The sequence below is a fragment of the Pseudophaeobacter profundi genome (genome assembly GCF_029697505.1).
Classification (GTDB): Bacteria; Pseudomonadota; Alphaproteobacteria; order Rhodobacterales; family Rhodobacteraceae; genus Pseudophaeobacter; species Pseudophaeobacter profundi.
On record NZ_JARJEF010000020.1, the window covers coordinates 1 to 20,207 of the forward strand.

The following is a 20,207-nucleotide window of genomic DNA, read 5'->3' on the forward strand; positions in this document are numbered from 1 at the left end:
GGCTGTCTCTCCAACCCGTCCGGCCACCGAAGCGACCCAACCAACCGCGTCGCCGCTGCCGGTAGAGGGGGTTCTAGTGTTAACTCATACTTCCCGCAAGCGATAATTTCACAAAATTACACCTTTTTCAAATCCATCTGATTTATAAAGCAATATTAGCTAGTTACCGTAAGCCATTGCTGTCGAAACCGGCACTCGGTCGACGGTTTCGTAGGCTTAGCTTTGCGCAGCCAGGACCCCCACCTCGCCGCAGCATCAATATATAGGGGCAACACCCCTTCCGACCACAAGAGTAGCCGCGACTCACGTCATGAATCGAGTCAGAGGTTGCTTCCTTTGCACGAAGGAATCAGACTGCCTTGAGGGTTGAGCAACCCGGCCCGTCAAAGCCTCTTGGCGAGACAGGCCCAGGCCGACATAGTGTGCGGCATGAATATCTGTGCACTTACCATGGCGCATAAGGACCACTGGGCGCTGTCCCAATGGTATCGCCACTACAGCCGCCAGCTTGGGGCTGAGAATCTCTATGTCGTTTCCCATGGTGCGGACCCGCAGGTGCAAGAGATCTGCCCCGGGGTCTCTGTTCTGACGATACCGCGCGATCGCTTGCAGGGGTTTGATCATTGGCGCGGCCGCATGTTGAACAGCTTTCAGCAGGGTCTGCTGGAACTGTACGACTGGGTTATTCGCACCGATGCGGATGAGCTGATCTGCGTCGACCCTGGACGCTGGGGGTCCCTGGGGCAGATGATGCGGGCGCAAGAGGCCCCTGCCCTTTTTGCGCTTGGCTTCAATATGTTTGATTTCCCCCCCACAGATCCGGTGGCCAGAGGGCAGTCAGTTTTCGCCCGGCGCCGGGATGCGGTCTTTACCGGGCACTACAGCAAGGCCTGGGCGGTACGGCGCCCCATTGGGCTACGGCGGCACGGCCTTCAGCTGCGCCCCGGCCGATTAGCCGAGTTTCCGTTTGTGATGCCAAGAGGTGTGTATCTGGCACATCTGAAATTTGCGGATGCCACGGCCCTGGCTGAAATGACCACGGTGCGCCACGAAGTCGGCAATAGCAAAGGGCCAGGTACGCCCGGCAAGGCCTGGCAGCAGGCCAGCACCGAGGCCAAAGGGAAGGTCGCCGACGCCAGGGCCATGCCACTACTGAACTGGGAAGCCGCCGAAGAGCAGGCCTGGACAGAACTGCAATCCCCGGTCCGCGACAGTGCAACCTCTGTATTACGCAGTAAAAGCCTGCGCTTTGGTCATCGCACGCAGCTGCCGGATTGGTTTGCTTCGCTATAGGCACGCCCAGTGTCCAGTTGCACGCCCTCCTGTTTGGCGCTCTGTCAAGAGAGCCAAACGCGCCGCAGCTTGGCTGCGGCGCCCGGCCCAAGGGGCGCGAGGCATCTTTGATGTCTCTGGCGCTGCGCGGGAGCTCCCCCTTGCTCCGCGCGGCCCCCTCTACCGCTACAGATCGACTTCAATCACCCCGTCCGGCTGGGCCGCGCGCGATTGGCACAGGATCACTGCCGTCTTGCGTTGCGCCTTGGACAGGACAAAGTCGCGGTGCTCCACCTCGCCCGACACAAGCCCGCATTTGCAGACCCCGCAGATGCCATCGGCGCATTTAACGTCGATGTGCACACCATTTTCGGTCAGTACATCTGTGGCGGCGCGGTCAGCGGGCACCTCAAGTGTTTTGCCGGAGCGCGCCAGCACCAGTTTGAAAGCATGGTTTTCATACTCCGGCAGGTCCGGGACCGTGAAATATTCAAGATGGCGCGCCTCCTCGGGGAAACCCTGGCGCGCGGCCGCCTGCATTACCCCGTCCATGAAGCGTGTCGGACCACAGGTATAGACATGCTGCCCCGGCGCGTAGCCCGCCAGCAGCTGATCCAGATCGGCGCGGGTTCCCTCGGCCGAAACATGGATCTGCACCCGATCAGCCCAGGGCATGGCGGCCAAGTCTGTCAGATAGCCCGCACTGGCGCGATCCGAGATCGAATAATGCAGTTCAAACGCCCGGCCCAGCGCATGCAAGCGATGCGCCATGGCAATCATTGGCGTGATCCCGATGCCGCCGCCCATGAGATAGCTTTTCACCGCACCCTCTTCCAACGGGAAATGGTTGATCGGTTGCGAGACAAACACCCGCCGCCCCTCGGCAAAGATCCGGTGCAAAAGTTGCGATCCGCCGCGCCCCGCGTCTTCGCACAGCACCCCAATCTGGTAGCGGCTGCGATCGGCAGGATCGCCAGACATGGAATATTGCCGCAGGTATTCCGGTGCCACCACGATGTCGAGATGCGCCCCGGCAGTCCATTGCGGCAGCTCTGCGCCATCCAGGCTCTCAAACTCATACTTGGTGACACCCGGGCTCATCTTCTCGACCCGCGCCACCCGTACCGCCAGCACCGGACTGTCAACATCACTGCTGTAGCGATGCTCCCAGGGGCCGGTCTCCCCCTTGCTGCGGCGCGCCTTGTAGTCCTCGGCGGTGATCATCTGCTGGTAGGCCTCGATCCCGGCCTCGCGGTCCATCGGAAAGGGATAGGGCCAGGGATGCGGCGCCAGATGCGCCGGGTAGACGGCCAGGGTCTGGTCCTCGTATTTCAGGTCCAAATCTTTTTGCAGCGCGCGGGCGTTCACCGGATGGCGGGTCGGGCGGTAGCCACCGTCGTCCTCCATCTCTAGGTCCCACCACCATTTCTTGGCCGGGTTCATCTCGCCATTGCCCAGCGCATCGTCCAGTTTGGCCAAGACAGGCGCCGCCTTTGGCATGGTCATCGCGGCCCAGCGAAAGGGGCGCTCGGCAAAGATCCCCTCCAGGTTCCAGGGGCAGGTCTTCATGCAGCGGCCACACATGGCGCCGCCCGGCGTGGTGATCCGGTAGGTGGTGCATTTCTGGCTGTCGCTCTTCCAGATCTCATAGCCGTTGAACATCAGCTTGGGTCCGGCAGTGATCGCCCCCGAGGGGCATTCACGGGCGCATTTATTGCAGGACTCGCAGAATTTCTGCAGGCCAAAGTCGATTGGCTTGTCATGCGCCAGTGGCATATCGGTGGTCACAACCCCGGATTTCAGGCGCGGGCCAAGAAAGGGGTTCAGGATCACCTCGCCAATGCGGCTGACCTCTCCCAAGCCTGACAACAACAACAGTGGCGGCTGCAGCACCTCGCCATCCATCACCGTATGGGCCTTGGCCTTGTAGCCAAGATTGCGGATCTGGCGGGCAATGACTCCGCCCAGCAGCGAGAACCGCAGATAGGCCCGCATGGACTGGGCCACCGCGATCCAGTCATCCCCCGAAGTGCCCTCGGTGGTGTCAAAGCCCTGATCGACAATCATGCTGATGGCCTGATCATGCTCGGGATGGATTTCAGCACCCGTGGCGTCATGGCTGTACCAGGTCCAATCCGGGCAGCGGCTGATGCCCACCGCATCAATGCCCAGCCAATAGCTGGCCGCTTTGACATTGGCGGCATTGCGCGCGGCATCCGCAGGGCGTGGTCCCCGTGACGGCACCCCATCCTGCAACAGCACAAAAGCGCCAAGCATGCGCCGCTGCGCCATCGACGGTGCCGCCTTGCGCACATAGAACCCACCAGTCGCAGCCGCCTGATTGGCCTTGCCCATGTCGCCGAACTGACTGCGGGCAAACATATCGGCGCGCTTGGGCACCCGCGCGACATTTGGTTCGTCAATATAGGTGGTGGGGTCATCCACCCGGTTCAGCGTCTCAAACGGGTGCGGCCCATCTTTGAACTCACGGGTCTTAAAGGGGTCCGTATGAAAGGCAGAGCGCTGCGAGCCAAGCCCCAGCCACCATTTTGGCCCCTTGACCTGCATCATCGGTTGCTGATCCAGCGGCAGCAGTGGCCGGTCCTGCGCCAGTTCAAAATCGGTGGTGACCACCGCAATGCCAAAGCGCTCTCCCAGATAGGGATTGACCAGCCGCCCATCCTGCATCGTCACCAGCCCCGCCGCCACCGCCAGCTTGTTCAGATCCACATCCGAGGAAGTGCCGGTATGGGCCTTGGCATCCCATCCCAACAGGCGGATGTAATTGGCCAGCACCACGGCCGTTTCACTGGCCCGCAGGCAGGCGCGATGCTGCTCGGCCCCCTGGATCCAATCCGCCCCCTCTTCATCGGGGCGGGGATCGCGTGGCATGTCATAGAGAAAGACGATGGCGTGCTTGTGATCGCCAATGGTGGTGGGCGGTGCCTGCATCGCCTCTTTCAGATCGGCCATGATATGGTCGATCCCCGCCGCCAGCGTCTTGGTCTGGCGGGTCTTCAAATCCTGCGACAGGCGGTCAATATCCGGGTTGCGAAACGGCCGGGTCAGCCGCGCGCTCTCTGGCATCGGACCAATCCCCACCATGGCGGCATCGGCAAAATAGCCAAAAGCCTTGATATGGTTGGCGCGTTCCTGAAGGTCACTGGGACAGGTGGCCTGTGCCCTGTTCACCAACCCGTCACGGATCGCATCCATCATAGCCTGGTATTCCCCCATGGCATTGACGATAGAGGTCGGCGCAGTGGGGCGGCGGAAGTCCAGAGGCTGGGTCGGCGGCACCGCAGCCAGATCCGGCATCGGCCCAGGCATCAGCCGTTCCATCGGGTAGGGGCCCAAATGGATCGCACGTTTGCGGTTGGAAAATATCTGGGTCATCTGCCGGGCCTCGCCGCTGGGTTCGCTGGAACCTGCTTGACTATTTCACAACAGACGCCCCAGTCTGTCACCCGAATGAGTGACATATTCCCTCCAAGACCGCTCCCTCGGGGTGATGTCGCCGCGTTGGTCGCTGCCGTGGTGCAGCCTGATTTTGCCCTCCAGGTGCTGGCCTATATTCGGGGCGCCGCCGAGATCGCCAATTTTGGCACCTTCTATGTGGCCGACATGTCCCGCCCTGCCCCGGTTCTGTCGATTTGGGCGGGCGAGATGAGCAGCTATTGGTTCAACCGCAATGCCAGCGTGATCCTGAAGAATGACCAGCTGATGCAAAGCATTCTGCAGCGGATCCGCGCTGCCCAGAGCGGTGGGCTGATGATCGAACGCTGGCGCCCCAGCCCGCAGGATCCGATCAGCCCGATCTATGTTCGCGATCAGGTGATCGAGCGGGTCACCGTTTCATCCTACAGCGAGCGGGTGGGCTTTCAGTCGTTTTTCCTGCGCGGCAAGGCGGCCGGGTGGATCAGCGATGCCGAGATGCAGCGGCTGCAAGAGGTGCTACCGCTGGTACATGAACTGATCGGGGTGCGCCACCGGATCGCCGGCGGCACCGCATTTGGCCGGGCCGCATCGGGGCGGGCGGCTGCGGGGCGCATTGTCACCCTGCGGGATCAGGATGCTGGCCCCTTTGGGGGACTGACCCGGCGTGAAGCAGAGGTCTGCGATCTGGCGGTGCGCGGGATGAGCGTGGCGGGCAGCGCGCTTGAACTGGGCGTATCCGAAAACACCATCCGCACCCTGCGCCGGCGCGCTTATGGACGGCTGGGCGTCAGTTCGGCAACCCAGATCGCCACGCTGATCCTCAATACAATTGACGAACCTCCATCAAGCCCGCAGCAGAATAGCAGCGCCTAGCCTGTGCGCCCGGCGAACTGCTGCAAACCAACCCCGCCCGCCTTGAGGCTGTTGCGCACCGATTGTGCCAGCGCGACCGCCTCGGCGGTGTCGCCATGCAGGCAGATGGTGTCAATCGATGTCTCGATCCGCTTGCCGCTTTGTGTGATGATCGCGCCTTCCTGCACCATCTGCAAAATGCGCGGACCGGCCAGACTGGCGTCATGGATCACCGCGCCCGGCAGGCTGCGGTCCACCAGGGTGCCATCGTCGTTATAGGCACGGTCGGCAAAGATCTCACCACACCAGTTGCAGCCAAGATCACGCACCACATCCTCCATCGCGGTGGCCGCCAGCACCATGATGATGATATCGGGGTCGACCTCTAGCGCCGCCTCATAGCAGGCGCGTGCCATGGCATGATCAACACAGGCCATGTTGGACAGGGCGCCATGCAATTTCAAATGCCGCACCTGTGTGCCCAGCGCCGCTGCCATGCCACGCGCCGCGCCCAGCTGGTAGCGCACCATATTGCCCAGGCTGGCCGGGGTCATCTGCATCTTGCGTCGCCCAAAGCCCTGCAGATCGGGAAAGCCGGGATGCGCCCCGATACCAACACCATTGTCGCGCGCCCGCGCCATGGTGGCGGCCATCACGTCCGGGTCACCGGCATGAAACCCACAGGCAATATTGGCCGAGGTCACAATATCCAGCAGCGCGCTGTCATCGCCCATGTTCCAGGGGCCAAAGCTTTCGCCCATATCAGCGTTCAGATCGACGGTCTTGTTCATCGGGTGTCTCCGTTCAGGCAAAGGGGTCGGCATCGGCGGAAACCACACCGCTGATCAGTTGATAGGCCAGCAGATCCTGCATATGCGCCGGATCCCGCAGCAGGGGCAGGCACTGGCCAGGCAGGGATTTCATCTGGGCATCGTGCCTGGCCTGCAGCGCCAGCCCCTCTTCCAGCGAAACCCAGTCGAACCGCAGCTCTGTTCCGGCCTGGGCCTGGCCGACCCGCGGCAGATCGCAGGGCAGCACGGTGCCGATCCGGGGATAGCCGCCGGTGGTCTGCGCCTCGCGTAGCAGCACAAAGGGCTTGCCATCGCCAGTCATCTGCACGTCGCCCGACACAATGATTTCCGACAGGATATTCAACTGCCCTTCAGCGGCAAAGCCCGCCCCGTCAGAAACCAGCTCCACCCCCATGCGATTGGCACGGGATCCGCGCCTGAAGCCGGTTTCCGCAAAGCGCGCCCGTACATCAGCGGCAAAAAGATCGGACTGAAAGCCCGCAACGATACGCAGGGTGCCGCCCTGAAAGCGATCCTCTGGCGTTAGTCCCAGCCCGGTCTCACTGCTTTGATCCGGGCCACAGGGCAGCAGATCATCCAATGCGATGGTGCGTCCCAGCCCCGACATCAGATGTGCCGCCCGCGCCCCCAGCATTACCGCGCTGTCGATGCCACCGCCCAGATGCAGATAGCCGTAGACCCCGCGCCGTGCTGCGCCGATCTCCAGCCGCTGCCCGGCCTGCATCTGATGCGATGCGTTCCAGGCCAGGGCCTCGCCATCCAGACTGGCCTGCATCGGCGCCCCGGTCAGGGCAATCCGCAACGGGCCAGTGGCCTCGAATAGCCCGCCCATGCCCGCCATTTCCAGTGCCGCCAAATCGGCAGATTGGCGTAGCAGCGCCGCGCCCTCTGCCAAAGCCAGCAGATCCACCGCACCACCGCGTGACACCCCCTGTTGCAACTGCCCCGGTCGCCCCTGATCCTGTATCGAGACAAGCGGGCCAATGCGAAGAACCTTGAGCGCATTCATGCGGGAATCTCCTCCCGGCTGGCCCCGCCAAAACGGCTGTCTTCTGCGCAGAACCTATCATAGTCAGATCTGGAAACCGGAGTGAAAATCATCTCATCCCCCGCGCGCAGCGCAATCGGATCCTGCGATCCCAGCTGAAAGCTGCGAAATCCAGTCTGCCCCACATGTCGCCAGCCCGTCGGGGCCGTTGTTGCAAAGAGTACAAACTGGCTGATCGCCAGCACCAGCGCACCAACGGGCACCTGCGGCGTCAGTTCCGTCTGGCGCGGCAGATTCCATTCCGCCCCAAGCGGGCCAAGATAGGGCTGCCCCGGTGCAAAACCAATGGTCAGGACCCGCACCCGCGCCGTCCCCAGGCTTTCAATTGCCCGGGCTTCGCTTAGGCCTGCCGCATCGGCGGCCTCGCCCAATTGCGGCGCCAGTTCGGTGCCAAAAACGGTAGGTACCTGCCACAACCGACGCCCGCCCGGCAGCGGCGCCTGCAGCCAGTCCTGCTGGCTCAGCAGTTCCCAAAGCCGCTCTTGCAAGGTCTCATGGCGCAGGGTGTTGACATCAAAGCGCAAAAATACCGAAGCCAACGAGGTCGAAACCTCCTGCACACCGGGCCAGGCGCTGGCTTTCACCGCCTCGCAAAAGGCCAGGGTCGCACGGTTGGAAGCCTCGCTCAGCGCATCGGAAAATGTCACCAGCATCCCATCCAATCCGGCGGTGCGAATGATCGGAAATTTCATCGCGCTCTGTTTCACCCTATTGTTCCCACCCTGTTTGGCGCCAAGGTTGCGGCGCGCCTGCCTGCTGTCAATATGCCTTTTGCCAACGCGATACAAACCACCGCGATGGGTCTTGGTGGTTGATGTGAAAAGGGCGTGTCAACCCAAGCGGCAAGCGATATCGCGCCCCCAATAAAAACAGACCCGGGGCGCCATGTTGAAAAGGGTCAGCAGGCAGGGCCTGTCACCAGGTCAAAAATCCTCCCAACCGGAACCGTCGCTCTGCCCGGAAGGGGCACCAACGGACACAGGTGCCTGCGCGGATCTCGGCTGCTTGCCCCGCGCAGTGGCGGCAGACATCCGGATCACATTCCCGCCCGCCGCGGCGATACCTGCACCGTCGCCCTTGGTCCTGAAGGCCCCAAGTTGCTGGGTCAATTGACCGGCATCGTTGGACAGGGTCTGGCTGACGGCGCTTGTTTCCTCGACCATGGCAGCGTTTTTCTGGGTCACTTCGTCCAGCTGCACCATCCCGGTGTTGATTTCGCCCAATGCGGCCGATTGTTCGGCTGCACCGCGTGCAATATCACCGATATGCACAGAAATCGTGCCGACGCTCTTGATGATCTGTTCCAGTTCCTCACCCGTTTTTCCAACCAGATCCACGCCAGATCCCACATGGTGCTGGCTCTGTGTGATCAGATTCTTGATCTCTCCGGCAGCATCGGCAGAGCGTTGCGCCAGGCCGCGCACCTCTGAGGCGACAACGGCAAAACCGCGCCCTGCCTCGCCCGCCCTTGCGGCCTCGACCCCGGCGTTGAGCGCAAGCAGATTGGTCTGAAAGGCGATGTCGTCAATCACCGTGGTGATCTTGGCAATTTCATCAGAAGACCCTTCGATCTTGGACATGGCGGTGATCGCCTCACTGACGACAACACCGCTGTGTGTGGCCACCTGCTGCGCCTCGGCAACGATATCTTCGACCTTTTTCGCCCCGTTGGCCGATGATTTCACCGTGGTTGTCAGCTCATCCAGGGCGGCAGCGGTTTCTTCCAATGTCGCGGCCTGGTTTTCTGTGCGGCGCGACAGATCGCCAGCGGCCTGGCTGATATCCGTTGCGGTGCGCCCCACCCCGGTACAGACTGCCTTGGCGTTGCTGACCGTCGCCTCTAGCTGCTTTACCGATTGGTTGAAACTGCGACCCAAATCGCCGATGTCCGGAATTTCCGACAGGGCAACACGGTAGGCCAGATCGCCCTGTTGCAGGGCTGCCAAACCTTCGGAAATTGCTGCCAGCCCGCGCCGCCGCGCTGTCACTTCAGAGGCAACCTGGATCACCCGGACAACATTGTTCTCGCGATCAAGAACTGGGGCATAGGTCGCCTGGATCCAGATGATAGACCCATCTTTGGCCACCCGGGGGAACTGGTCGGTGATATCATCACCAGCAAGCAGCCTGTTCCAGAACGCGGTATAATCCGTATTTTTGGCATGGTCTGCATCAACAAACATCGCATGATGCTGCCCCCTGATTTCCTCCAGACGATATCCAAACGCCGCGAGAAAGTTATTGTTGGCGGTCAAAATATGCCCCTTGGGATCAAATTGAATGGTCGCCTGAGTGCGATCAATCAGATCGGAGATGACCTTGCCTGTCTCGACTTCGGAACTTTCATTTTGAGACTTTCTCTTGAAAAACAATGCCAAACTCCGCAATTTTCTACTGGGTGCCAGCCTGCTGGATAGCCGGGCGACTCCTACGTTTCCCTTAATCTCGGGCGAAACACCCGATCTCTGCATGTGCTCGCAGGTCGGCGCTTGGGCTGATTGCAACCCTGTGCGACACCGGGCTGACTGCGTCGGGGCACCCGATCAGCGGGGGCGTCGATCTACGGCGTGCAGCCCATGTCGGCATGGACCACGCGACAGCCAAACCGGGCGCATTTCTCCAGGATATACGGCCCCGGATCAGCGCCGAATACAACAACATCATATTCCCAGACGTGGTGTATCTGGCAGGGCAGGTCGCGCCCGAACTTGGCACTGTCGACCACCAGGATTTTCTCTTTTGCGCAACCCGCAATCGCCCGCCGCGTCAGCAGTTCATCAGAGTTGTAGTCCAGCACCTCGCCCGTGGCGGACAGGCCACCGCAACTGAAGATCGCGTGATCCATGCGATAGCGCGCAAAAAACGCGGTGCTGGCACTGCCCAACAGATCCAGATCGCGCAGGCGCACTGTGCCGCCTGCCAATTCCACAACGGCGCCTGGCGCGTTTTGCAGGGCCATCACCGCATGGATACTGTTGGTGGCAACGCATAGGTTTTTGCGGGTTGCCAGCAGGCGTGCGCAGTGTTCAACCGTTGTGCCCGTGCCCAGCGCGACGCGGGCTCCATCACGCACCAGGTTCTTTACCGCGAGCGCGATCCGCTGCTTTTCCACGCGGGATATGCTCTCGCGGGGCAAATAGGCAATATTCTCCGATTGCTGGCGCAGATGCACCGCCCCGTTGCGTCGCTGCACAAGGGCCGCGCGATCCAGTGCGCGCAGATCGGTGCGAATGGTCTGCACCGAAACCCCCAGTCGGGCAGACAGGGCGCCGGCAGACATTTCCCCGGCCTGCAACAGCAGCGCGATAATGCGGTCACGTCGCCTGTTCAGGTCCTCACGTGTCATGTGTTTTCTTTCGAAACTCATCCAATTCTGCGCAGGCTATACCCACCGGCGGACTTCCTGCAAACATATATAATTATTACATAAAACTGTCACACGACCGTTGCATTTCCGGGAAATAAGGCAGCCATCGAAAGCTTTCGTTCGAAAGACTGAACCCTGGAGACACGTGATGAAATCCATCCTGACTGCCACCGCCCTTGCCTGCCTTGCCTCGGCCAGTTTTGCAGAAACCCTGACCATCTACACATCGCAGCCCAACGCGGATGCGCAAAAGACCGTAGATGCCTTTATGGCCGCAAACCCCGGCACCGAGGTCGAGTGGGTGCGTGATGGCACGACCAAACTGATGGCCCGACTGCGCGCAGAAATCGAAGCGGGCAAGCCACAGCCGGATGTCCTGATGATTGCCGATACCGTGACCCTGGAAGGCATGGCGCAAGAGGGGCTGCTGACCGCCTATCACTCCCCAGAAGCGGCCGCATTTGATCCCGCGCTCTATAGCAGCGAAGGGTTTTATCACTCGACCAAGCTGATCACCACCGGCATCGTCTACAACACGGGTGCTGCAACTACGCCAACCTCCTGGGCGGATCTGAAAGACGCCGGGCTGAAGGGCCAGGTTGCCATGCCATCGCCGCTCTACTCCGGTGCTGCGCTGATCCACCTTGCGACCCTGACCAATGATGCAAGCCTCGGCTGGGAGTTCTATTCAGATCTGGCCGCAAATGACGCCCGCGCCAAAGGCGGCAATGGCGGCACCTTCAAAGCGGTCGCGGCCGGCGAAAAACCCTATGGTATGGTTGTTGATTTCCTGGCCATCCGCAACAAGGCCAAGGGCTCTCCGGTAGAGTTCGTCTTCCCCGAAGAAGGGGTGTCCTATGTGACCGAACCGGTTGCGATCCTTTCCACCGCCAAGAACCTGGAAGGCGCGCAGAAATTTGTCGATTTCGTCCTTAGCCAGCAGGGCCAGGATCTAGTGCTGGACATGGGCTATATTCCGGCCCGCAACGATATGGGTGTGCCAGAAGGCTTCCCGGCCCGCGCAGATATCAAACTGATGGATTTTGACCCGGCTGTGGCCCTGGCAAACGCAACGGCCAACAAGGCGAAATTCGCCGATGTCTTTGGCGCCGACTAATGCTATCGCGTAAAACAAACGGAGGCAGCCGGTCCGAGGATCAGCTGCTTTCACTTATTCTATTGATTGCGATTGCCCTGACCCTGACACCGGTGCTGCGGCTGTTTGCCGAAGGCGTTCTGATAGAGGGGCAACCCAGCCTGGGCCTGATCACAGACATCATGGCGCGCCACTCGACCCAGCAGGCCTTGATGCATTCGCTGATCACCGCCGGGCTGGGAACCCTGGTGTCGGTGCTGATTGGCAGCGCCTTTGCCTTTTTGGTGGCGCTGACCGATCTGCGCGCCAAGGCGACCTTGGTGTTTTGCCTGATGATCCCGATGATGATCCCGCCGCAGATCACCGCCCTGTCCTGGACCCAGATCATGGGGCCTTCTTCGGTCCTGCTGAAAACGCTGGGGCTGGCACCGCCACTGGGCGCGCCGCAACCGCTCTATTCTGCACAGGGCATCATCCTGTTGCTGGGTGTCCAGCATAGTTCGATCATTTTTCTGACCCTGCGCGCCGGCCTGCGCGCCCTGCCCCAAGAAGCGGTAGAGGCCGCCCGGATCAGCGGTGCCAAGGGGCTGCGCGTCTGGTGGCAAATCATCCTGCCCCTGTGCCTGCCAAGCCTGGCAGCCGGTATCGCAATCACCTTTGTCACGGCGCTGGGGAACTTTGGCATTCCCGCTATGCTGGGCATTCCAGCGGGCTATGTAACCCTGCCAACATTGATCTATCAAAAGCTCGCAGGGCTTGGCACGACCGTGCTGGCAGAGGTCGCGGTGCTGGCGATGCTGATAGGCTGTGTGGCGATCTGTGGCATCCTGTTGCAGCGGTTTTTCCAGTCCCGGCAAAAGGTGCATCTCGTTGGCTCTACCGCGCGGCCATTGGCAATTCCGCTGGGGCGGGCCCGCCTGCCGGTCGAAATCTCGCTGTGGCTGACCGTCGGGGCCATCCTGGTTCTGCCAATGCTGGGGCTGCTGGCGACGTCGCTTGTGCCAGCCTATGGTGTCGCGCTGCGCCCAGATACGATCACTCTTGCGTCCTGGCACGAGGCCCTGTTTCGCCAACCCGCAACAACGCGGGCCTTTGTGAATTCCTTTTCGCTCTCTATCGGGGCGGCACTGGTGCTGATCGTGATCTGCCTGCCCCTGGCCTGGCTGATGGAACGCAGCCCAACCCGACTGGGGCGACTGTTCGACAGTCTGATTGACCTGCCCTATGCCCTGCCCGGCGTGGTGCTGGCGATTGCCATGATCCTGTTGCTGATCAACCTGCCCTTTACCGAAGCGACCCCCTATGGCACCATCTGGATCATCTTTCTGGCCTATCTTGCCCGGTTCATGACCATCATGTTCCGCCCTATTCAAGCCAGCATTCGCCAGCTGGACCCGGCAATGAACGAGGCGGCGCAATCTGTCGGCGCATCCTTTTTTCAACGCCTGCGCACGATCATCCTGCCGCTCACGGCTCCGGCGGCGGCGGCGGGTGCGATCCTGGTGTTCCTGACCGCGTTTAACGAGCTGACCGTTTCGGCGCTGCTATGGTCCTCCGGCACGGAAACCCTGGGCGTGATGATCTTCAATCTTGATGACAGCGGAGAAACCGTCATGGCCTCTGCTCTGGCCATGACCATTGTTGTGGTGGTGATGGCGCTCATGGGCGCGATCCAGCTTGCTGCGCGCCACCTACCCAAAGGAGTTGTCCCATGGCAGACATAAACATGTCCTCGGTTGCCAAACATTTTGACGGGGCCGTGGCCCTGTCTTCCGTCACCGCGCGCGTAAGGGACGGCGAATTCGTCGCGCTTCTGGGGCCGTCGGGCTGCGGAAAATCCACCCTGCTGCGCCTGCTGGCCGGCTTTGAAGCCCCCACCCAGGGTGCCATCTCTATTGGCAATCGCGAGGTCGCAAATGCCGCCACTAGCCGCGCGGTGCCGCCCGAAGCGCGCAACATCGGCTTTGTGTTTCAGTCCTATGCGCTCTGGCCGCATATGACCGTGCGCCGCAATGTGTCCTACCCGCTAGAGGTGCGCGGCCTGCCCAAAGCGGCCCAGGCACAGCAGACTGAGGCGGCGCTGGCGACAACCGGCCTGACCCAATATGGCGAGCGCATGCCATCTGAGCTGTCAGGCGGACAGCGCCAGCGTGTGGCCCTGGCGCGCTGTCTGGTCTCTGACCCCGATGCCGTGCTGCTGGATGAACCCCTTGCCAATCTGGATGTGGCCCTGCGCGCTTCTATGCAGACGGTGTTTTCCGATTTCCACGCCCGCACCGGGGCCACCATGATCTATGTGACCCACGACCAAGCAGAAGCCATGGCCATGGCAGACCGGATTGCGGTGATGTCCGAGGGCAAAATCGCCCAGTTCGACACCCCGGAAGCCCTTTATAACCGTCCACGCAGCCGCTTTGTCGCCGGTTTTGTTGGCGACGGCACCGTATTGCCCATTGATGCGTTGTCACATGGACCCAAGGAAACCAAGGCGCATTTTGGCGGCACCCAGGTCGCGGTGCACACGGATGCAGAGGCGCCAAATCTGATCTGTCTGCGGCCAGAGAACATCACCATCTGCGAAAGCGGCGATCTGCGCGCACGGGTCGCGCGCAGCACCTATCTTGGCGGCCGCTACCGCCTGAACCTGCAGACACCAAACGGAGATCTGCTGCTGGCCGAAACCCGTGAACGTTTCACCGAAGGCGCACAACTGGGGCTCAGCCTGAGTGCTCCCTGGGCATTTTCAGAGGCATAAATGAATACTATCAGAATCCTGTCGGGCATCGGGGACAAAGGCCCGGCCTGCATGCAATTGAACGTGATGGGCAAGCGCTGGCTGCTGGATTGCGGCCATGGCCCCGAAGCAAGCGCGCATTTTGACCCCGCCTGGCTGGTGGGGGCCGATGCCGTGTTTATCACCCATGACCACATCGACCATATCGGTGGGGCCGCCTATGCGGTTGAGGCCGGACTACCGATCTATGCAACCAAGCAGACAGCAGCGGCCCTGCCGCCAGCCGCCCAGGTCCGCTACCTGCCGGAACAGGGCAGCTGCGAGATTGACGGCATTCGCCTGACCACCGGGCGCAATGGCCATGCCCTAGGCGGCGTCTGGATGCATTTCGATATTGGCGAGGGGCTGTTCTATTCCGGCGACTGGTCAGAAGAATCAGACTGGTTTGCCTTTGATACGCCGCCCCCTGCGGCAACCGCCATCCTGGATTGTTCCTATCATCTGGACAGTATCACCCAGCGTGATCGCTTTGCGGCGCTGGATGCGCTGCTGGATCAGCTGCCCGGTCAGATCCTGCTGCCAGTGCCGCCCTCTGGCCGCGCCGGCGAAATGGCGCTGCATCTAGTGCGCCGCTTTGGCCTGCAGGCTGTGATCCTTGATCCGGAATGCCGCAGCGCACTGCGCAGCGCGCTGTCACAGGCCGGACTAAGCCCCCTGGCGCATGAGATCGCACCACTGCTTGATCGCGCCGACAGCGCCGAGGCACGCTTTTTGATCTGTGACACCCCCAATGCCGATGGCGGTGCCGCCTGGGCCTACGCCCGTGCCTGGCGCGAAGGTGGGCGGCTGGGACGCGATGCCCATGTTGTCTTCACCGGCCATATGACAGCCCATGCCCGCGGCATCTGCGCCGTACCCGGCGGCTATTTCCAACGCTGGAATGTGCACCCGCCCCTGGGCGATCAGATCAAGATGCTGCAGCGGTTGCAGGCAAAACGCTTTGCCCCGGCCTTTTGCCCCTGCCCAGAGGATTATCTGGTCGAAGAGGGGCTGGGGGCCGAGGTCTTCATGCACGAGAGTATTCCCCTGTGACCTACCCGCTACCGCAAAAATCCTTTTGCCTCATTCGTCACGGCGAGACCACGGCCAACCGCGATGACATTATCGCCGGACGCCTGGAGGTTTCCCTGACAGACAGGGGGCGCGATCAGGCAAAATCGCTACAACGCTGCGCCTGGCCCCTGCCCTGTGCCCTGTTCGCCAGCCCGATGCACCGCGCCCGCGAGACCTGTTCCCTTGGCTTTCCCGGTCGGGCCTACCAAATTCATGCGGGCCTGCGCGAACGGGATTGGGGCGTGTTCGAGGGCCTGTCGCTGCTCCTGCTGCCACCGCGGGATGGCCAGCCGCCGGAGGGCGAAGATTGGGCGGCGATGATCGCCCGTGTCGGTGCCGCCATAGCCGAATGCTGCGAACGCGCAGGGGATCATCTGCCGGTGATGATCTGTCATTCGGGTACCATCCGCGCCGCCCGTCTGCTTGCAGGTCAGCCTTCTGTGGGCACGCGCCCGACCAATGCAGCGCCGGTGCATTTTGTCTGGCGCGACCGCCAGCATCAAGAAACACTCCACTCAGAGATGACATATGACCGATGATATCACCAAGCCCTGCGTCGTCTTTGACGTCGACGGCACACTTGCGCATTTTGATGCGGATCGCCTGGGGCATCTTGTGCATGGGCCGGTCAAGAACTGGGATGCGTTTCATGACGCGATGGCCAGCGCCGAGGTCATCGCGCCGGTGGCGCAGCTGTTGCGTCGCCTCAAGGAGGGCGGCGAAACCATCGTGATTTGCTCTGGCCGACCCGAGGGGTGGTCTACCTATACCGAAGCCTGGCTGCGCCAAAACGGGCTTGGCTTTGATGCGATCTACCTGCGACCACAGGCACAAGACAGTGCCAGCGACCCAGAAGTAAAGCGCGCACTGCTGCAGAGAATGCGGGCAGATGGGTTTGAACCCTGGATTGTTGTCGATGACCGAAGCTGCGTGGTCGAGACCTGGCGCCAAGAGGGACTGATCTGCCTGCAATGTGCCCCCGGAGAATTTTAGCAGGCGGCTGGTTGATCAGGGCAGCTTGCAGGCAAGTGTATCAGCCAAGAATACCCGCCGCACTGTCAAGCAAGACCGGCAGGACCTTGCGGATGACCTGCTCTTCGTCGAACGACACCCCAGAGAGCGACACCTGAACGGCGGCCTGGGCACGCCCGTCCTTGCCATTTACTGGCACCGCCAGGCTGATTTCATTCAGCAACATCTGATCACGGGTCAGGCAATAGCCATCCTCCCGCGCTGTTTCTATGCCCTGCAGGATCTTGTCCCGGTCCAATAGCGTCTTTGGCGTGCCTTGCCTCAGCGGCCAGGTGGCGCAGGCTTCGCGCGTCTCATGATCTGGCCAGGTTGCCATGATCACCCGACCAGAGGCGGTGTTCAGCGCCGGAACCCGCCTGCCAACAATGCTTGCCTCGAAATGGGTCCGCTGGTTGGGCAGCCGCAGGGAATAGAGGATGTGATCCCCAGAGATTTGCGCCAGATTGACCGTCTCGCCCATGGCACGGCTAAACTCAATCAGCTTGGGCAATGCCCGCGCGATCAGCGGATCGGACCAATAGTAGGCATAGGCGAGCTCTAGCCAGGCGTGGCTGGGGCGAAAGCGACGGGTCTTTTCATCCCGGTCAAGCATGCCTTCCAGGTGCAGCGTATGCGCCATGCGCTGCACCGCGCTGCGTTCTAGTCCCGTGCGCGCCACAAGTTCCGCAAGCGACAGCGATATGTGTGATTCGTCGAAGGCGCGCAAAATCTGTAACCCCCGTGCAAGGGTACTAACGTATAAGCTATCCTGCTTTTTTTCCATGCGTGCCTCCACTGATATCGCCACCGGTCAATTTTTTGGCGCCTACGGTCTTGACCTGTGTCCATATCATTCGGTTATGATGATTAAATAACAACCTCCAGTATCAAATAGTGATACATTAAATTATGCAACAGGGAAATAACATGCTTAGAAAGACATCTCCTCGTGCTGCTTTGATCGCCGCCACGCTGCTGGCGAGTGTCGCCATGCCTGCCGTAGCTGACAAAGCCTCGGGCACGCTGAACGTGGCCTTCACCAAAGAGCTGGAAAACATCGACAGCTATTTCAATTCTTCGCGTGAAGGCGTTGTGATGCAGCGCGCTGTCTGGGATGGGCTGATCTATCGCAATCCGGAAACCAACGAATATGTCGGCAACCTGGCCACCAGCTGGGAATGGATTGACGACACCACGCTGGAATTCAAACTGCGCGAAGGCGTCACCTTTCACAACGGCGAGCCTTTCAATGCTGATGACGTCGTCTTCACCGTCAACTTTGTTGCCAAGGAAGAAAACGGCGTAAAGACACAGCGCAATGTCAACTGGATGGAATCCGCCGAAAAGGTTGATGACTACACCGTACGCATCAAGTTGAAGAAGAAATTCCCGGCGGCGATCGAATTCCTGTCTGGCCCTGTTTCCATGTATCCCAACGAATACTACGCCGAAGTCGGCCCATCCGGCATGGGGCTGAAACCAGTTGGCACCGGTCCCTACAAGGTGACCGAAGTTGTCCCCGGCCAGCATTTCAAGCTGGAAGCCAACAGCGCTTATCACGACAGCCCCAAAGGCCAGCCCGAGATTGCCAATATCGACATTCGCACCATTCCCGATGTGAACACCCAAATGGCCGAGCTCTTCTCTGGCTCGTTGGATCTGATCTGGCAGGTGCCTGCCGACCAGGCCAACAAACTGGGGCAGATGGGTCAGTTCACCGTTGCAAATGAATCAACCATGCGCGTCGGTTATCTGCAGATGGACAGCGCCGGCCGTTCTGGTGACAACCCCTTCACCAACAAACTGGTGCGCCAGGCGGTGAACTACGCGATCAACCGTCAGGAACTGGTCGACGCGCTGCTTCAGGGTTCTTCCAAGGTGGTTTACACCCCCTGTTTCCCCAGCCAGTTTGGCTGCGAGCAGGACGTGACAAAGTATGAATTCAACCCAGAAAAAGCCAAGGAACTGCTGGCCGAAGCTGGCTATCCCGATGGCTTTGAGATCGCCTTTTACGCCTACCGTGACCGTCAGTATGCCGAAGCGATTGCATCCTATCTGAACAATGTCGGCATCAAGACCGATTTCAAGATGCTGCAATATTCCGCCCTGCGTGAACTGAACATGGACGGCAAGGTCGCCCTCTCCTTCCAGACCTGGGGCAGCTATTCGATCAACGACGCCTCGGCCATGGTCAGCCAATTCTTCAAGCACGGCTCGCTTGACAGCACCCGCGACGACGAAGTCCGCGATTGGCTGGATGTGGCGGACAGCTCAACCGACCCGGATGAGCGCATCGCCAACTACTCCAAGGCGATCAACAAAATCACCGGCGAGGCCTTCTGGGCCCCGATGTTCACCTATAACACCAACTATGTGTTCACAGATCAGGTCAGCTACGCGCCGACCCCAGACGAAGTGCTGCGCTTCGTGGATATGACCTGGAACTAATCCTACCAGGGTGAGAGGCCCCGCCTCTCACCCACCCTTTCCCGACAGTCTACCCCCGCAACGCCTGGGCTCCCGCGCCCGGTGCGAAAGGATATTCATGCTCACCTTTATTCTGAAACGCCTGGGCCTGGCGCTGCTGGTTGCCATCACCGTCAGCTTTATCAGCTTCTCCCTTCTCTTCCTGTCCGGTGATCCGGCAGCCGCGCTTGCCGGTGAAACCGCCAGCGGCGAAGACATCGAGGCCATCCGGCGACTTTACGGCTTTGATCGCCCGATGCTGGTGCAATATGGCGAATGGCTGTTCTCGGCCCTGCGTGGAGATTTTGGCGAGAGCTACTATTTCAAACTGCCAGTGGCGAGCCTGATTGCAGATCGGCTGCAGGTCACCATGCTGCTGGGTCTTTGTGGCATCCTGTTTGCGCTGCTGACAGCGGTGCCGCTGGGTGTTGCTGCCGCCATCCGGCCCAATTCTCTTATTGACCGGCTGGCGTTGTTTCTGTCGGTTGCAGGCCAGGCGATGCCATCTTTCTGGTTCGGCCTGATCCTGATCGTGGTTCTGGCCATTCAGCTTGGCTGGCTGCCGCCCTCCGGCGCGTCAACCTGGCGCCATTTCATCATGCCAACCATCGTGCTGGGCTACTATGCCATGCCGGCCATCATGCGCCTGACGCGCGCCGGTATGCTGGATGTGCTTGAGTCCGATTTCATCCGCACGGCGCGCGCCAAGGGCGCAGGCGAAACGCGCGTCTTGTTCAAACACGCGCTGCGCAATGCCATCATCCCGGTGGTTAGCCTGGCTGCGGTTCAGATGGGCTTTATGCTGGGCGGCTCTATCGTCGTCGAAAGCGTCTTTGCCCTGCATGGCGCCGGTTTCCTGGCCTGGGAAAGCATCGCCCGCAACGATCTGCCAACGGTGCAGGCACTAATCCTGGTCTTTTCGATGTTCTATATCATCTTCACCTTCCTTGCCGACGTGCTGAACGCCTGGCTGGACCCAAGAATGCGGAGCGCCTGAT

General features: G+C 60.8%; 18 protein-coding genes. 11 read left to right on the forward strand and 7 right to left on the reverse strand.

The features are described from left to right. Positions 1-429: 429 nt before the first annotated feature. A complete protein-coding gene (locus P2081_RS19275) occupies positions 430-1,293 on the forward strand; it encodes a glycosyltransferase family 2 protein (protein WP_278924423.1) in 864 nt (287 codons plus the stop codon). Between the two features lie 165 nt (positions 1,294-1,458). Here P2081_RS19275 and P2081_RS19280 read toward each other — a convergent pair whose 3' ends face one another. Beyond that, positions 1,459-4,668, reverse strand: coding sequence for a reductive dehalogenase (locus P2081_RS19280; protein ID WP_278924424.1), 3,210 nt, complete (start codon positions 4,666-4,668; stop codon positions 1,459-1,461). A gap of 138 nt (positions 4,669-4,806) precedes the next feature. On the opposite strand from P2081_RS19280, the gene P2081_RS19285 reads away from it, so the two are divergent. After that, entirely contained in the window at positions 4,807-5,583 is a 777-nt protein-coding gene (locus P2081_RS19285; protein ID WP_278924425.1) for a helix-turn-helix domain-containing protein, read from the forward strand. Here P2081_RS19285 and P2081_RS19290 read toward each other — a convergent pair. From P2081_RS19290 to P2081_RS19305, 4 genes are all read right to left on the reverse strand, one after another. Then, complete coding sequence (locus P2081_RS19290) at positions 5,580-6,353, reverse strand: LamB/YcsF family protein (protein ID WP_278924426.1); 774 nt, start codon at positions 6,351-6,353, stop codon at positions 5,580-5,582. The two genes, P2081_RS19285 and P2081_RS19290, sit on opposite strands and share 4 nt — an antisense overlap. A 13-nt stretch (positions 6,354-6,366) precedes the next feature. Next, positions 6,367-7,383, reverse strand: a complete 1,017-nt coding sequence (locus P2081_RS19295; RefSeq protein ID WP_278924427.1) for a 5-oxoprolinase subunit C family protein — start codon at positions 7,381-7,383, stop codon at positions 6,367-6,369. Next, complete coding sequence (locus tag P2081_RS19300) at positions 7,380-8,114, reverse strand: 5-oxoprolinase subunit B family protein (RefSeq protein WP_278924428.1); 735 nt, start codon at positions 8,112-8,114, stop codon at positions 7,380-7,382. Before P2081_RS19300 ends, P2081_RS19295 begins: the two co-directional genes overlap by 4 nt. A gap of 231 nt (positions 8,115-8,345) precedes the next feature. After that, on the reverse strand, positions 8,346-9,704 hold the full coding sequence (locus P2081_RS19305; protein WP_278924446.1) for a methyl-accepting chemotaxis protein: 1,359 nt from the start codon (positions 9,702-9,704) through the stop codon (positions 8,346-8,348). Between P2081_RS19305 and P2081_RS19310 the strand changes: the two genes are divergently transcribed. After that, entirely contained in the window at positions 9,609-9,839 is a 231-nt protein-coding gene (locus tag P2081_RS19310; RefSeq protein WP_278924447.1) for a hypothetical protein, read from the forward strand. The genes P2081_RS19305 and P2081_RS19310 overlap by 96 nt on opposite strands. 143 nt (positions 9,840-9,982) lie before the next feature. On the opposite strand, the gene P2081_RS19315 is transcribed toward P2081_RS19310, so the two are convergent. Next, on the reverse strand, positions 9,983-10,768 hold the full coding sequence (locus P2081_RS19315) for a DeoR/GlpR family DNA-binding transcription regulator (protein ID WP_278924429.1): 786 nt from the start codon (positions 10,766-10,768) through the stop codon (positions 9,983-9,985). A gap of 169 nt (positions 10,769-10,937) precedes the next feature. Between P2081_RS19315 and P2081_RS19320 the strand changes: the two genes are divergently transcribed. The 6 genes from P2081_RS19320 to P2081_RS19345 are packed head-to-tail and all read left to right on the forward strand — an operon-like array spanning position 10,938 to position 16,725. Beyond that, positions 10,938-11,906, forward strand: coding sequence for an ABC transporter substrate-binding protein (locus P2081_RS19320; RefSeq protein ID WP_278924430.1), 969 nt, complete (start codon positions 10,938-10,940; stop codon positions 11,904-11,906). Beyond that, positions 11,906-13,609 carry an ABC transporter permease gene (locus P2081_RS19325; RefSeq protein WP_278924431.1) on the forward strand — a complete coding sequence of 568 codons (1,704 nt, stop codon included), beginning with the start codon at positions 11,906-11,908 and terminating at the stop codon, positions 13,607-13,609. The genes P2081_RS19320 and P2081_RS19325 overlap by 1 nt, the downstream gene beginning before the upstream one ends. Beyond that, positions 13,597-14,640: an ABC transporter ATP-binding protein gene (locus P2081_RS19330; RefSeq protein WP_278924432.1), complete on the forward strand. Its 1,044-nt coding sequence runs from the start codon at positions 13,597-13,599 to the stop codon at positions 14,638-14,640. The genes P2081_RS19325 and P2081_RS19330 overlap by 13 nt, the downstream gene beginning before the upstream one ends. Beyond that, the gene (locus P2081_RS19335) at positions 14,641-15,711 is read left to right on the forward strand and encodes an MBL fold metallo-hydrolase (protein WP_278924433.1); all 1,071 of its coding nucleotides are present in this window, start codon (positions 14,641-14,643) and stop codon (positions 15,709-15,711) included. Next, positions 15,708-16,271 carry a histidine phosphatase family protein gene (locus tag P2081_RS19340; RefSeq protein WP_278924434.1) on the forward strand — a complete coding sequence of 188 codons (564 nt, stop codon included), beginning with the start codon at positions 15,708-15,710 and terminating at the stop codon, positions 16,269-16,271. The genes P2081_RS19335 and P2081_RS19340 overlap by 4 nt, the downstream gene beginning before the upstream one ends. Continuing rightward, positions 16,261-16,725, forward strand: a complete 465-nt coding sequence (locus P2081_RS19345; protein WP_278924435.1) for a phosphatase domain-containing protein — start codon at positions 16,261-16,263, stop codon at positions 16,723-16,725. Before P2081_RS19340 ends, P2081_RS19345 begins: the two co-directional genes overlap by 11 nt. Before the next feature lie 40 nt (positions 16,726-16,765). On the opposite strand, the gene P2081_RS19350 is transcribed toward P2081_RS19345, so the two are convergent. Continuing rightward, positions 16,766-17,527, reverse strand: a complete 762-nt coding sequence (locus P2081_RS19350) for an IclR family transcriptional regulator (protein ID WP_278924436.1) — start codon at positions 17,525-17,527, stop codon at positions 16,766-16,768. Between the two features lie 143 nt (positions 17,528-17,670). On the opposite strand from P2081_RS19350, the gene P2081_RS19355 reads away from it, so the two are divergent. Next, entirely contained in the window at positions 17,671-19,191 is a 1,521-nt protein-coding gene (locus P2081_RS19355; protein ID WP_278924437.1) for an ABC transporter substrate-binding protein, read from the forward strand. A 97-nt stretch (positions 19,192-19,288) separates the two neighbouring features. Next, positions 19,289-20,206: an ABC transporter permease gene (locus P2081_RS19360; RefSeq protein WP_278924438.1), complete on the forward strand. Its 918-nt coding sequence runs from the start codon at positions 19,289-19,291 to the stop codon at positions 20,204-20,206. The last annotated feature ends 1 nt before the right edge of the window (position 20,207 follow it).

What these genes read in the sequence shown, in the direction of transcription:
- P2081_RS19330 (WP_278924432.1), top strand. Translation starts at nt 13,597, where the DNA reads ATGGCAGACATAAACATGTCCTCGGTTGCCAAACATTTTGACGGGGCC.
- P2081_RS19310 (WP_278924447.1), top strand. Translation starts at nt 9,609, where the DNA reads ATGATGCTGCCCCCTGATTTCCTCCAGACGATATCCAAACGCCGCGAG.
- P2081_RS19280 (WP_278924424.1), bottom strand. Translation starts at nt 4,668, where the DNA reads ATGACCCAGATATTTTCCAACCGCAAACGTGCGATCCATTTGGGCCCC.
- P2081_RS19320 (WP_278924430.1), top strand. Translation starts at nt 10,938, where the DNA reads ATGAAATCCATCCTGACTGCCACCGCCCTTGCCTGCCTTGCCTCGGCC.
- P2081_RS19290 (WP_278924426.1), bottom strand. Translation starts at nt 6,353, where the DNA reads ATGAACAAGACCGTCGATCTGAACGCTGATATGGGCGAAAGCTTTGGC.
- P2081_RS19360 (WP_278924438.1), top strand. Translation starts at nt 19,289, where the DNA reads ATGCTCACCTTTATTCTGAAACGCCTGGGCCTGGCGCTGCTGGTTGCC.
- P2081_RS19345 (WP_278924435.1), top strand. Translation starts at nt 16,261, where the DNA reads ATGACCGATGATATCACCAAGCCCTGCGTCGTCTTTGACGTCGACGGC.
- P2081_RS19335 (WP_278924433.1), top strand. Translation starts at nt 14,641, where the DNA reads ATGAATACTATCAGAATCCTGTCGGGCATCGGGGACAAAGGCCCGGCC.
- P2081_RS19295 (WP_278924427.1), bottom strand. Translation starts at nt 7,383, where the DNA reads ATGAATGCGCTCAAGGTTCTTCGCATTGGCCCGCTTGTCTCGATACAG.
- P2081_RS19275 (WP_278924423.1), top strand. Translation starts at nt 430, where the DNA reads ATGAATATCTGTGCACTTACCATGGCGCATAAGGACCACTGGGCGCTG.
- P2081_RS19350 (WP_278924436.1), bottom strand. Translation starts at nt 17,527, where the DNA reads ATGGAAAAAAAGCAGGATAGCTTATACGTTAGTACCCTTGCACGGGGG.
- P2081_RS19300 (WP_278924428.1), bottom strand. Translation starts at nt 8,114, where the DNA reads ATGAAATTTCCGATCATTCGCACCGCCGGATTGGATGGGATGCTGGTG.
- P2081_RS19315 (WP_278924429.1), bottom strand. Translation starts at nt 10,768, where the DNA reads ATGACACGTGAGGACCTGAACAGGCGACGTGACCGCATTATCGCGCTG.
- P2081_RS19325 (WP_278924431.1), top strand. Translation starts at nt 11,906, where the DNA reads ATGCTATCGCGTAAAACAAACGGAGGCAGCCGGTCCGAGGATCAGCTG.
- P2081_RS19355 (WP_278924437.1), top strand. Translation starts at nt 17,671, where the DNA reads ATGCTTAGAAAGACATCTCCTCGTGCTGCTTTGATCGCCGCCACGCTG.